The 12,746-nt window shown below is 71.8% G+C and carries 11 protein-coding genes; 2 read left to right on the top strand and 9 right to left on the bottom strand.

Annotation, left to right across the window (positions count from 1 at the left end; genetic code table 11):
* Positions 1–143: 143 nt before the first annotated feature.
* The 9 genes from gatB to B0675_RS16405 all read right to left on the bottom strand — a co-directional run bounded on the left by gatB (position 144) and on the right by B0675_RS16405 (position 11,519).
* A complete protein-coding gene (gene gatB / locus B0675_RS16445; protein ID WP_081219571.1) occupies positions 144–1,661 on the bottom strand; it encodes an Asp-tRNA(Asn)/Glu-tRNA(Gln) amidotransferase subunit GatB in 1,518 nt (505 codons plus the stop codon).
* Between the two features lie 16 nt (positions 1,662–1,677).
* The gene (locus B0675_RS16440; protein ID WP_081219570.1) at positions 1,678–1,908 is read right to left on the bottom strand and encodes a hypothetical protein; all 231 of its coding nucleotides are present in this window, start codon (positions 1,906–1,908) and stop codon (positions 1,678–1,680) included.
* A gap of 8 nt (positions 1,909–1,916) precedes the next feature.
* On the bottom strand, positions 1,917–3,422 hold the full coding sequence (gene gatA, locus B0675_RS16435) for an Asp-tRNA(Asn)/Glu-tRNA(Gln) amidotransferase subunit GatA (RefSeq protein ID WP_081219569.1): 1,506 nt from the start codon (positions 3,420–3,422) through the stop codon (positions 1,917–1,919).
* 5 nt (positions 3,423–3,427) lie between these two features.
* Positions 3,428–3,724, bottom strand: coding sequence for an Asp-tRNA(Asn)/Glu-tRNA(Gln) amidotransferase subunit GatC (gene gatC / locus B0675_RS16430; RefSeq protein ID WP_015036350.1), 297 nt, complete (start codon positions 3,722–3,724; stop codon positions 3,428–3,430).
* A gap of 713 nt (positions 3,725–4,437) precedes the next feature.
* Positions 4,438–6,678, bottom strand: a complete 2,241-nt coding sequence (locus tag B0675_RS16425) for an EAL domain-containing protein (protein WP_081219568.1) — start codon at positions 6,676–6,678, stop codon at positions 4,438–4,440.
* Between the two features lie 260 nt (positions 6,679–6,938).
* Positions 6,939–9,134: an NAD-dependent DNA ligase LigA gene (ligA, locus tag B0675_RS16420; protein WP_081219567.1), complete on the bottom strand. Its 2,196-nt coding sequence runs from the start codon at positions 9,132–9,134 to the stop codon at positions 6,939–6,941.
* A gap of 15 nt (positions 9,135–9,149) precedes the next feature.
* Positions 9,150–10,157: a methionine synthase gene (locus tag B0675_RS16415; protein WP_081219566.1), complete on the bottom strand. Its 1,008-nt coding sequence runs from the start codon at positions 10,155–10,157 to the stop codon at positions 9,150–9,152.
* A gap of 30 nt (positions 10,158–10,187) precedes the next feature.
* Positions 10,188–10,886 carry an SDR family oxidoreductase gene (locus tag B0675_RS16410; RefSeq protein ID WP_081219565.1) on the bottom strand — a complete coding sequence of 233 codons (699 nt, stop codon included), beginning with the start codon at positions 10,884–10,886 and terminating at the stop codon, positions 10,188–10,190.
* A gap of 93 nt (positions 10,887–10,979) precedes the next feature.
* Positions 10,980–11,519: a TIGR00730 family Rossman fold protein gene (locus B0675_RS16405; protein ID WP_081219564.1), complete on the bottom strand. Its 540-nt coding sequence runs from the start codon at positions 11,517–11,519 to the stop codon at positions 10,980–10,982.
* Between the two features lie 50 nt (positions 11,520–11,569).
* On the opposite strand from B0675_RS16405, the gene B0675_RS16400 reads away from it, so the two are divergent.
* Positions 11,570–11,893, top strand: coding sequence for a DUF427 domain-containing protein (locus B0675_RS16400; RefSeq protein WP_081219563.1), 324 nt, complete (start codon positions 11,570–11,572; stop codon positions 11,891–11,893).
* Positions 11,894–11,952: 59 nt separating this feature from the next.
* A complete protein-coding gene (locus B0675_RS16395; RefSeq protein WP_081219562.1) occupies positions 11,953–12,744 on the top strand; it encodes an alpha/beta hydrolase in 792 nt (263 codons plus the stop codon).
* Positions 12,745–12,746: the final 2 nt, after the last annotated feature.

Raw genomic sequence — 12,746 nt, 5'->3', positions numbered from 1 at the left:
CACAGATCTGCACTCCTGTCACAGGGCATTCGCGTGAACGCCCCCGCTCCCCGCGTGTCACGACGGTTCCGGAGCGGGCCCGGACAGGCCACTGGGGGCGCATCGACAGCGATGCGCCCCCAGGGCGTGGAAACACCGTGACCTCAGCTCTCGCCGACGCCCAGCTTCTCCAGGATGAGCTCCTTGACGCGGGCCGCGTCGGCCTGGCCGCGGGTGGCCTTCATGACCGCGCCGACGAGCGCGCCCACGGCCTGGACCTTGCCGCCGCGGATCTTGTCGGCGATGCCCGGGTTCCCGGCGATGGCCTCGTCGACGGCGGCGGTCAGCGCGCCCTCGTCCGAGACGACCTTCAGACCGCGCTTCTCGACGACCTCGTCCGGAGTGCCCTCGCCGGCGAGGACGCCCTCGATGACCTGGCGGGCCAGCTTGTCGTTCAGATCGCCGGCCGTGACCAGCTCGGTCACCCGGGCGACCTGCGCCGGGGTGATCGGCAGATCCTCCAGCGCCTTGCCCGACTCGTTGGCGCTGCGCGCCAGCTCGCCCATCCACCACTTGCGGGCGGACGCGGCGTCGGCACCGGCCTCGATCGTCGCGACGATCGGGTCGATGGCACCCGCGTTGAGCATCGACTGCATGTCGTGGGCGTTGACGCCCCACTCCTCGCGCAGCCGGTTGCGGCGGGCCAGCGGCTGCTCGGGCAGCCCGGCGCGCAGCTCCTCCACCCAGTCACGGGAGGGGGCGACGGGGACGAGGTCGGGCTCCGGGAAGTACCGGTAGTCCTCGGCCTCCTCCTTCACGCGGCCCGAGGTCGTGGACCCGGTGTCCTCGTGGAAGTGGCGGGTCTCCTGGATGATCGTGCCGCCGGAGTTCAGCACCGCGGCGTGGCGCTGGATCTCGAAGCGGGCGGCACGCTCCACGGAACGCAGGGAGTTGACGTTCTTCGTCTCGGAGCGCGTGCCGAACTTCTCGCGGCCGTGCGGGCGCAGCGAGAGGTTCACGTCGCAGCGCATCTGGCCCTGCTCCATCCGGGCCTCGGAGACACCGAGCGCCTTGATGAGCTCGCGCAGCTCGGCGACGTACGCCTTGGCGACCTCCGGTGCACGCTCGCCCGCGCCCTCGATCGGCTTGGTGACGATCTCGATGAGGGGGATGCCCGCGCGGTTGTAGTCGAGCAGCGAGTGCGAGGCGCCGTGGATGCGGCCGGTGGCACCGCCGACGTGCAGCGACTTGCCGGTGTCCTCCTCCATGTGGGCGCGCTCGATCTGCACGCGGAAGACCTCGCCGTCCTCCAGCTGGACGTCCAGATAGCCGTTGAAGGCGATCGGCTCGTCGTACTGGGAGGTCTGGAAGTTCTTCGGCATGTCCGGATAGAAGTAGTTCTTCCGGGCGAAGCGGCACCACTCGGCGATCTCGCAGTGCAGCGCGAGGCCGATCTTGATGGCGGACTCGACGCCGATCGCGTTGACGACCGGCAGCGCGCCGGGCATGCCGAGGCAGGTCGGGCACGTCTGCGCGTTGGGCTCGGCGCCCAGCTCGGTCGAACAGCCGCAGAACATCTTCGTCTTGGTGCCGAGTTCGACATGGACCTCGAGGCCCATGACGGGGTCGTAGGTCGCCAGGGCGTCCTCGTACGACACCAACTCGTCGGTCGTGGTGGTCACGGTGAAAACTTCCCTCTCAGCCCAGCAGGACGTCGTCGTCGCCCAGGCGCTTGAGCTCCCGGTAGAGGATGGCGAGGCCGGTGACGATGGCGGCGGCGGACACGGCCGCGTCGAGCAGGCGCAGCGTGTCGTTCTCCGAGCGGGCCTTCTTGACCTGCTTGGCGACACCGAGCGCACCGAAGGCCGTGCCGGCCATGGACAGGTACGTGCCGGACTTGGACTTCTTGAAACCCTTGGCCTTGGACATTGCCTTGCTCACAGCGACGGAGCCTCCTCAAGCAGCGGGTGCCCCCACTTTTCCACGAAGGCGGCCTCGACGGCGGCGCCGACCTTGTACAGCCGGTCGTCCTTGAGAGCGGGGGCGATGATCTGCAGACCGACCGGGAGATTGTCTTCCGGCGCGAGACCGCAGGGCAGCGACATGGCGGAGTTGCCGGCCAGGTTGGTCGGAATGGTGCAAAGGTCCGCGAGGTACATCGCCATCGGGTCGTCGGCGCGCTCGCCGATCGGGAAGGCGGTGGTGGGCGTGGTCGGGGAGACGATCACGTCGACCTGCTCGAACGCCTTCTCGAAGTCACGCGTGATGAGCGTACGGACCTTCTGGGCGCTGCCGTAGTACGCGTCGTAGTAGCCGGAGCTGAGCGCGTACGTGCCGAGCATGATGCGGCGCTTCACCTCGGGGCCGAAGCCGGCCTCACGGGTGAGGGCGGTGACCTCCTCGGCGGAGTGGGTGCCGTCGTCGCCGACGCGCGCGCCGTAGCGGAGGCCGTCGAAGCGGGCGAGGTTGCTCGAACACTCGGAGGGGGCGATCAGGTAGTACGCGGAGAGCGCCAGGTCGAAGGACGGGCAGTCCAGCTCGACGATCTCGGCGCCCAGCTCCTTGAGCATGGTGACGGCCTCGTCGAAGCGCTGCACCACGCCGGCCTGGTAGCCCTCGCCGCGGAACTGCTTGACGACGCCGACGCGCATGCCGGCGACACTGCCGTTGCGGGCGGCCTCGACGACCGGCGGGACCGGCGCGTCGATGGACGTCGAGTCCATCGGGTCGTGGCCGGCGATGACCTCGTGGAGCAGGGCCGCGTCCAGGACCGTACGGGCACAGGGGCCGCCCTGGTCGAGGGAGCTGGAGAAGGCGACCATGCCGTACCGCGACACGGCGCCGTACGTCGGCTTGACGCCGACCGTGCCGGTGACGGCGGCGGGCTGGCGGATGGAACCGCCGGTGTCGGTGCCGATCGCGAGCGGCGCCTGGTAGGAGGCGAGGGCCGCGGACGAGCCGCCGCCGGAGCCGCCGGGGATGCGGGTGAGGTCCCACGGGTTGCCGGTCGGGCCGTACGCGCTGTTCTCGGTGGAGGACCCCATGGCGAACTCGTCCATGTTGGTCTTGCCGAGGATGATGACGTCGGCGGCCTTCAGCCGCTTGGTGAGGGTCGCGTCGTACGGCGGGATCCAGCCTTCGAGGATCTTGGAACCGACCGTGGTCGGGATGCCCTCGGTGGTGAAGATGTCCTTCAGCGCGAGCGGCACACCGGCGAGCGGGCCGAGCTTCTCGCCGGCGGCGCGCTTGGCGTCCACGGCGCGGGCCTGCGCGAGGGCGCCCTCGCGGTCGACGTGCAGGAAGGCGTGCACCTTCTCGTCGACGGCGCCGATCCGGGCGAGGTGGGCCTCGGTGACCTCGACGGCCGTCAGCTCGCCCGCCGCGATCTTCTCGGCGATCTCGGCGGCGGTGAGCTTGATGATGTTGACGTTGGTGTCCGTCATGGTGATTAGTCCTCCCCCAGGATCTGCGGCACCTTGAAACGCTGCTGCTCCTGGGCCGGGGCGCCGGAGAGCGCCTGCTCGGGGGTGAGCGACGGACGGACCTCGTCCGCGCGCATGACGTTCGTCAGCGGCAGCGGATGAGAGGTCGGCGGTACGTCTTGGTCGGCGACCTCGCTGACGCGGGCGACCGCGCCGATGATGTCGTCGAGCTGGCCGGCGAAGTGGTCGAGCTCTTCGCCCTTCAGCTCCAGACGCGCCAGCCGTGCGAGGTGGGCGACCTCCTCGCGCGTGATGCCAGGCATGCAGCGATCCTCTGGGGTGAGTGTGTGTGGTTTGGCCCAATCCTATGGGTCCCGCGCCAGTGCCCGCGCCCGGGTTTGCCACGGACGACTCCCGGACCTCCGGCCGGAGCCCGCAATCTCCCGCGCCGCTCTCTCCCCTCGGCGGTCGGCCCCCGCCGGCCTCCGGCCGGACGATCCCCCGCCCCCGCACCACCCATAACCCTCAGCCACCAAGCACAGCCCTCCCCCACGGGCCTCCCACCGTCGGCGCCCACCCCACCGGAGACCGGCCTCCGGCCGGAAACTCCCCCACCCACGCACCGCCCATGACCCCCAACCACCAGGCCCAGCCCTCCCGCACGGCTTTCCCGCCGTCGGCGTCCGCCCCTCCGCCCACCTCGCGTCCGCCCGCTGCTGGGCGGGAGACCCGCCCAGCAGCGGGCGGACGCCGACGGCGAGCAGGCGCCGGGGGCGAGCCCAGCTTCTCGGAAGACCCCCAACGGGCGGTGCGCGGGTGGGAAAACCACCACCCCACGACGAGCAGACGCCCACGGCGACGAGACACCACCGGCGAGACCAGCCTCTCGGGAAGCGGTCACGGGCGTGCGGGGTGGGAAAACCACCACCCCCGGCAGGCAGACGCCCACGGCGACGAGACACCACCGGCGAGACCAGCCTCTCGGGAGGCAGTCACGGGCGTGCGGGGTGGGCAGGATCCCACCCGGAAAGGGGGACTACTCCGCCGCGGGCAACGCGGCGCGGGGCCGCTGCCACCCCCGAGACCCCCGCGCCAGCAACCACGCCGTGGCCTCCTCCGGAGGCATCGCCGCCGCCACCAGCCACCCCTGCACCGCGTCGCACCCCAGATCCCGCAACCGCTCCCACGTCTCGTCGTCCTCGACGCCCTCCGCGACGACGAGCAGTCCGAGCGAGTGCGCGAGATCGACGGTGCAGCGCACGATCTCGGCGTCCTCGGTGTCGACGGCGAGCCGCGCGACGAACGACCGGTCGATCTTCAGCTCGCTGACGGGGAGCCTGCGCAGATGCACGAGGGAGGAGTACCCGGTGCCGAAGTCGTCCAGCGACATCTTCACGCCGTGCCCGGTGAGCGCCGCCAGGGTGTCGGCGGCCCGCTGCGGATCCTCCAGGAGCACGTGCTCGGTGATCTCCAGTTGGAGCGCTCCCGCGGGGACGCCGTGCCGGGCGAGGCGCGCGGCGACGGAGCCGGCGAAGCCGGGGGTGTGGACGTCGCGGGGCGAGACGTTGACCGCGACGGGTACGAACAGGCCCTGGACGCGCCAGCGGGCGACCTGCGCGAGGGCGGTCTCCAGGACGTACTCGGTGAGGTGGGGCATCAGCCCGGACGACTCGGCGATCGCGATGAACTCGTCCGGCGGCACCTTGCCCCGCTCGGGGTGCACCCAGCGGACGAGCGCCTCCAGGCCGGCCACCTGGCCGTCGAAGCGGACCTTGGGCTGATAGTGCAGTTCGACGTCACCGGCGTCCAGCGCGCGGCGCAGGTCGCCCAGCAGGCCGAGTCGGTCGGGGGTGTTGGAGTCCCGCTTGGACTCGTAGACCTCGACGCCGGTGCGGTCGCGCTTGGCCTGGTACATCGCGACGTCAGCCCGGCGCAGCAGCCCCTCGGCGTCGAGGGCGTGGTCGGGGAAGACGGCGAGCCCGGCGCTGGCCTCCAGGACGAGGGTGAGTCCGTCGAGGTCGAGCGGCGAGCCGAGAGCGGCGACGAGGTTGCGGGCGACGCGGGTGGCCGACGTGGTGGAATCCGCGACGGGCAGTAACACGGCGAACTCGTCCCCGCCGAGTCGTGCGGCCTCCGCCCCGCGCGGCAGGGCGAGCCGTAGCCGGTCGGCGATCTGGAGGAGGAGCCGGTCACCGGCGAGGTGCCCCAACGTGTCGTTCACCGACCGGAACCGGTCGAGGTCGATCAGCATGAGCGCGGACCGTGCGCCGATGCGCTCGGCGTCGTCCAGGGCCGTCCAGGTGCGCTCCAGCAGCCACTGTCGGTTGGGCAGTCCGGTGAGCGGGTCACGGAGCTGTTCCTCGGCCCGCGCGCGGGCTATCCAGAGGGTGGAGTCGAGGGCGATCAGCGGGATCGAGAAGAGGGGCAGCAGCATCGGCTGGGACATCGCGACGACGCACACGAGCGGCGCGATACCGAGCACGGCGACGGCGACGAGTCCCTGTCTGACCAGGGCCGTCCGGGCGACGGTACGCAGTCCGCCGCCTCGCCGGGCGTGCAGACACCAGAGCAGGCCCCGGGTGACGGCCAGGTAGGTGCACGCGACCAGGACCACCTGGGGAGCCGCGTACAGCGTCCAGGTCGTGGCGTTCCAGGGGGTCTCGACGCTCGGGAACCGCCCGAACGCGGCGAGGACGAGCGCTCCGGCCCCGATGCCGAGGATGTCGACCGCGCCGTGCAGCACGCCTTGGCGCCAGCGGTTGCGGCGGGCCGTGCCGACCAGGACGACGACGGTGAGGCTGACCATGGCGGCCGGGACCCAGCCGTGGAGCAGCAGGACCGCGAGGATGAGCGCCCCGCCGGAGCCGGTGCCGCCCCACCAGCGGGCGCGGCCGAGGGCGACGAGGTGGCCGACGATGATGCCGGTCAGCAGGGCGAGGGCCCAGCCGACGGTGCCGCACGGGAAGAGCGCGTGGTGGTCGCTGAACGCCCGGTAGAAACCGGCGCCCAGGACGATGCCGGCCGCGCCGACGACCGCCGCGGGCAGTGCGGGCCAGGCCGCGCGGCGTTCGGGGTCCTGGCCGGGCAGACCGGTGCCGCGGCCGGGGGTGTGCGGGCCGGCGCCGGACGGGGCGGAAGCGCCGAGCGGTGCGGCACCGAGGCCGCTGGGCGCGGGACGCTGCGCGGACCGTCCGGTCCGCATTCCCGCCAGCCACGCGCCGGTCATCCGGCTCAGTCGCAGCCGGGAGTCCGGGGCGGCGCTCTCGGTCGGTTCCATTCCCGTCCCTCTCACAGCCGGCGGTGCCCACGCCACGCGGTCCGTCGCCGGCGACAACTGCCAACGGAGCCACGTCGGAAAACCCTTCCCCCGGCTCCCGAGGAACAGGGGGTGCGCCGGCCGCAACTGGGCACGGTGGGCGCACACGTCAACAGTAGGCCGCGGAGGGCTTCCACGGGCAGCGGTCGTCTACGGTTGCCCGAATGCGACCCGGCCACCCGTATGCATCTGATATGCGCCGAACGGGTGGCCTTCAACCGCTACTCCTCGATCGGAAGTGCGACGTCCGCCGCCGCTTCGGGTCCTTGTTCGAGCAGGACCGCGAAGCCGTCCTCGTTCAGAACCGGAACCTTCAACTGCATCGCCTTGTCGTACTTCGAACCAGGATTGTCACCGACCACGACGAATGACGTCTTCTTCGAAACAGAACCGGTCACTTTCGCTCCGCGGCTCTGGAGTTGCTCCTTGGCGCCGTCCCGCGTGTGGTGCTCCAGCGTGCCGGTGACGACGACGGTGAGGCCTTCGAGCGGGCGCGGTCCCTGGTCCTCGCCCGCACCCTCGTCCTCCATCCGGACCCCGGCGGCCCGCCACTTGCGGATGATCTCGCGGTGCCAGTCCTCGGCGAACCACTCCTTGAGCGAGGCGGCGATGATCGGCCCCACCCCGTCGGTGATGGCCAGCTCCTCCTCGGTCGCCTGCTCGATCCGGTCGACGGAGCGGAACTCGCGGGCCAGCGCCTCGGCCGCGACGGGGCCGACGTGACGGATCGACAGGCCCGTGAGGACGCGGGCAAGCGGGCGGTCCTTGGCGGCGGCGATGGTGTCGAGCATGGCAAGCGCGTTCTTCCTGGGCTCGCCCTGCTGGTTGGCGAAGACCGTGGCGATCTTCTCCTCGCCGCTCTTCGGGTCGCGCTTGGGCAGCCCGCTGTCCTGGTCGAGGACGTACGCCTTGATGGGCAGCAGCCGGTCGATGGTGAGGTCGAAGAGGTCGCCCTCGTCGGTCAGCGGCGGCTCGGCCGGTTCCAGCGGCCTGGTGAGGGCGGTGGCGGCGACGTACCCGAAGTGGTCGATGTCCAGGGCCTTGCGGCCCGCGAGGTAGAACAGCCGCTCGCGCAACTGGGCCGGGCAGCTGCGTGCGTTCGGGCAGCGCAGGTCGACGTCGGCCTCCTTCATGGGGCGCAGCGGCGTACCGCACTCGGGGCACTCGGCCGGCATCACGAACTCCCGCTCGCTGCCGTCCCGCAGGTCGGCGACCGGGCCGAGGATCTCCGGGATGACGTCACCGGCCTTGCGCAGCACCACCGTGTCCCCGATCAGGACGCCCTTGGCCTTGACCACGTCCTGGTTGTGCAGGGTGGCGAACTCGACCTCGGAGCCCGCGACCGTGACCGGCTCGACCTGCGCGTACGGAGTGACGCGGCCTGTGCGGCCCACGCCCACGCGGATGTTGAGGAGCTTGGTGTTGACCTCCTCGGGCGCGTACTTCCAGGCGATCGCCCAGCGCGGCGCCCGCGAGGTGGAGCCGAGCCGTCCCTGGAGGGGGATCTCGTCGAGCTTGACGACCACGCCGTCGATCTCGTGCTCCACGGAGTGGCGGTTCTCCCCGTAGTACGCGATGAACTCCCGTACGCCGTCGAGGTCGTCGACCACCTTGGCGTACCGCGTGGTGGGCAGGCCCCACGAGTGCAGCAGGTCGTAGGCCTCGGACAGGCGGCCGAGGCCGTCGAAGCCCTCCAGGGCGCCGATGCCGTGGACGACCATGTGCAGCGGGCGGGTCGCGGTGACGCGCGGGTCCTTCTGGCGCAGTGAACCGGCCGCCGCGTTGCGCGGGTTGGCGAAGGGCTTGTCGCCGGCCTCCACCAGACGGGCGTTGAGCTCCTCGAACTTCTCCATCGGGAAGTAGACCTCGCCGCGGATCTCCACGAGGTCCGGGACGCGGTCGCCGGTCAGGCGGTCGGGGATCTCCGCGATCGTGCGGACGTTGGGCGTGATGTCCTCGCCGGTCCGGCCGTCGCCGCGGGTCGCCGCGCGCGTGAGGCGGCCCCGCTCGTACGTCAGGTTGACCGCGAGGCCGTCCACCTTCAGCTCGCACAGGAAGTGGTGGTCGGTGGTGCCCACGTCCTTGGCGACGCGCTCGGCCCAGGCGGCCAGCTCCAGGTCGGAGAAGGCGTTGTCCAGGGAGAGCATCCGCTGGCGGTGCTGGACCGAGGTGAACTCCGTGGCGTACGCGCCCGCGACCTTCTGGGTCGGCGAGTCGGGGGTGCGCAGCTCGGGGTGCTCCTCCTCCAGGGCTTCCAGGGAGCGCAGCAGCTTGTCGAACTCGGCGTCGCTGACGACCGGCGCGTCGTTCACGTAGTACCGGAAGCGGTGCTCCTCGATCTGCTCAGCGAGCTGCGCGTGCTTCTCCCGTGCCTCGGCGGGTACCGATGTGGGCTCTGCGTGCTTTTCGCCGGCCACCGTTGTGTCCTCCCGTTACTCAGGGTTGTCCGCGAGGGATCTCGCCGCCCGGACGCAGTGGGCGAGCGCCTTGCGCGCGTACTCGGGGGAAGCCCCCGCGAGTCCGCACGACGGAGTGAGCGTGACGGCCTCCGCGAGCAGCCCCGGCCGCAGCCCCAGCCTGCGCCACAGCGTCCTGACACCCATGACGCTACCGGCAGGGTCCGACAACGGACCGTCCACGCCGGGGACGACACCGGCGAACAGACGTGTCCCGCTCTCGGCGGCTTCTCCGATCGCGTCGTCGTCACGCTCGGTGAGCAGCGAGAAGTCGAAGGAGATCGCCGTCGCGCCCGCCCGGCGGAGCAGGGCGAAGGGGACGTCCGGGGCGCAGGAGTGGACCACGACGGGTCCGCCCGCGTGGGCGCCGAGGACGTCGCGGAGGGTGCCCTCGACGAGTTGGCGGTCCACGGCGCGGTGGGTGCGGTAGCCGCTGGCGGTGCGTACCTGTCCGCGCAGCACGGAGATGAGGGAGGGTTCGTCGAGCTGGAGGACGATCTGGGCGCCGGGGATCCGGGCGTGTACGTCGGCGAGGTGGACGCGCAGTCCCTCCGCGAGCGAGCCGGCCAGGTCGCGGCAGGCGCCCGGGTCGGACAGGGCCGACTCGCCGTTCCGCAGCTCCAGGGCGGCGGCCAGCGTCCAGGGGCCGACCGCCTGCACCTTCAGCGGGCCCGTGTAGCCCTGGGTGAACTCCTCCAGGGCGTCGAGGTCCTCCCCCAGCCAGGACCGGGCCCGTCTGGTGTCCCGGCCCGGCCGGTCGCCGATCCGCCAGCCGCTGGGTTCCACGCGCGCGTACAGCTCGACGAGCATCCCGGCGGTCCGGCCGATCATGTCGGCGCCCGGCCCGCGCGCGGGGAGTTCGGCGAGGTGGGGGAAGTCCTCCACGGAACCGGTGACGGTCTTCGCGGCCTCCCGGGCGTCGCCGCCCGGCATGGACCCGACCCCGGTGGCCGCACCGAAGCTGAACACGCTGTTTTCGCTCACCCCGGAAGCGTACGGAATGCCGGGGGGAGGTCAGCGCCCCGGGCGCACCGTCAGGTCGTTCACCTCGGCGTCGCGCGGCAGGTCGAGTGCCATGACGATGGTGGTCGCGACCGATTCGGGGTCGATCCAGCGTGCGGCGTCGTAGTCCTTGCCCTCCTGCTGGTGGACCTTCGCCTGCATGGGGCTGGCGGTGCGGCCGGGGTAGACGGAGGTCACCCGGACGCCGGCGGCGTGCTCCTCGTGGCGCAGGGAGTCCGCGAGGGCCTTCAGGCCGTGCTTGGAGGCGGCGTAGGCCGACCAGTCGGCGTGCGCGCTGAGGCCCGCGCCCGAGTTCACGAACAGCACGTGCCCCTGGGCGACGCGGAGCTGGGGCAGGAAGTGGCGGGTCAGCTCGGCGGGGGCGATGAGGTTGACGTTGAGCTGGTGGCGCCAGGACTTCGGGGTCAGGTCGCCGACCGGGCCGAGGTCGACGACGCCGGCGATGTGCAGCAGGGAGTCGACGCTGTCGGGGAGGGTCTGGTGGGAGAACGCCCAGGAGAGCTTGTCGGGGTCCGCCAGGTCGCCGACCAGGGTCTTCGCCCCGGGGTACGCGGCGGCGAGTTCCTTCGCGCGGCCCGCGTCGCGCGCGTGGAGCACGAGGTCGTCCCCGCGCGCGTGCAGACGGCGGGCGACGGCCGCGCCGATGCCGGAACCGGCCCCGGTGATCACATGTGTAGCCATGGACGCCATGCTCGCATCACCGGCCGCCGGTCCCGCACCAGGTCCGGATACGCGGCAGGGCGCACGTCGCCGCGTGCCGGCGTCCCGGCCGCGGAGCGCACCTCACTGGGTGCCGAGGCTCTCCTCCAGGTAGGCGACGGCGCCCACGGGCTCCTCCGCGAAGAAGACCAGGTCGGTCAGCGGGCGGGGCAGGAAGCCTTCGGCGTCCATGCGGCGGAACTGCTCCTTGAGGCCGTCGTAGAACCCGGCCGTGTTGAGCAGGACCACCGGCTTCTCGGTCTTGCCGTGCTTCTTCAGCTCCAGGATCTCCGTCGCCTCGTCGAGGGTTCCGGTGCCGCCGACCATGACGACGACTGCGTCCGCCTTCGCCAGGAGGAGCGCCTTGCGCTCGGCCAGGTCACGGGCGACGACCATCTCGTCGGCGCCGGGGCGGGCCTTGGCGGCCAGGAAGTCCACGGAGACGCCGACGAGCCGTCCGCCCGCCTCCTGGACACCGTCGGCGACGACCTTCATCAGCCCGACGTCGGAGCCGCCCCACACCAGCGTGTGGCCGCCCTTGCCGAGGAGTTCGGCGAACTCCCGCGCGGGGCGTGTGTAGCGGTCGTCGAGGTCGGCGGCGGAGAGGAAGACGCAGATGTTCATGTCTTCACGGTACGCGGGAACGAATCGGGGCCCGTGAGCGCTTTCCGGGTATGGCTGAAGGACACACGATCACCATCGAGCAGGGCACCCAGCACGTCCGCGTCGTGCACGGCGACCAGGTCCTGGCGGAGAGCGACCGCCCCCTGGTGCTGCGCGAGACCGGCTGTCCGGTGCGCTATTACCTCCCGCCCGAGGACGTCCGTCTCGACCTGCTGACGCCCTCCGACACCCACACGTACTGCCCCTTCAAGGGCACCGCGTCGTACTGGTCGCGCCCGGACGCGGCGGACCTCGTGTGGGCCTACCCCGACCCCAAGCCCGACGTCGCCGGGATCAAGGACCACCTCTGCTTCTACGAGCAGGACGTGTCCTGACCGTCCACGCGGGCGTGGCGACTCGATGAGTTCCGGGCCGCCGGGCAGTCTTCCCAGGCATGGACAAGAAGACCATCTCGCGCGACGGGACCCCCATCGCGTACCAGCGTTTCGGTGACGGCCCGGCGGTCGTCCTGGTCGGCGGGGCCATGTGCACGGGCGCCACACTGGCGCCCCTCGCCGAGGCCCTGTCCGACCGTTTCGGGGCCGTCACCTACGACCGCCGGGGCCGCGGTGGAAGCGGTGACACCGGGCCCTTCGCGGTCGATCGTGAGGTCGAGGACATCGCGGCGCTGATCGAGGCGTCCGGGGGCAGCGCGGCGCTCTACGGCATCTCGTCGGGCGGCGCGCTCGCCCTCAGGGCGGTGGCGAGCGGGCTGCCCGTGCGCGAAGTCGCGGTCTACGAGACGCCCTTCGCCCTCGACGACCGCGGCGGCAAGGAGCGGGCGGAGTACACCGAGCGGCTGACGGAACTGCTCGCGCGGGACCGTCGGGGGGACGCCGTCGAACTGTTCCTGTCCCGGGTCGGCACGCCGCCGGAGACGATCGCCGGTATCCGTCTGTCCCACGCGTGGGCCGGCATGGAGGCCATCGCTCCGACCCTGGCGTACGACAACGCCGCGCTCGGCGACGGGACGGTGCCCCGCGAACGCCTCGCCGCCGTGTCCGTGCCGCTGCTGTCGATCGCGGGCGACGCCAGCCCGGGCTGGATGCGCGAGGCGGCCCGTGTCGTCGCGGACACGGCGCCCACCGGCTCGTACCGCACCCTGGAGGGTCAGACCCACATGGTCGACTCCGCCGTGCTCGCCCCGGTGCTGGCCCAGTTCTTCGACCCGGACGACCGGCGCTAGCC

Origin of the sequence: Streptomyces sp. M41(2017), from assembly GCF_002078175.1 — a bacterium.
GTDB lineage: Bacteria > Actinomycetota > Actinomycetes > Streptomycetales > Streptomycetaceae > Streptomyces.
This window is presented reverse-complemented; position numbering and strand designations above follow the sequence as displayed.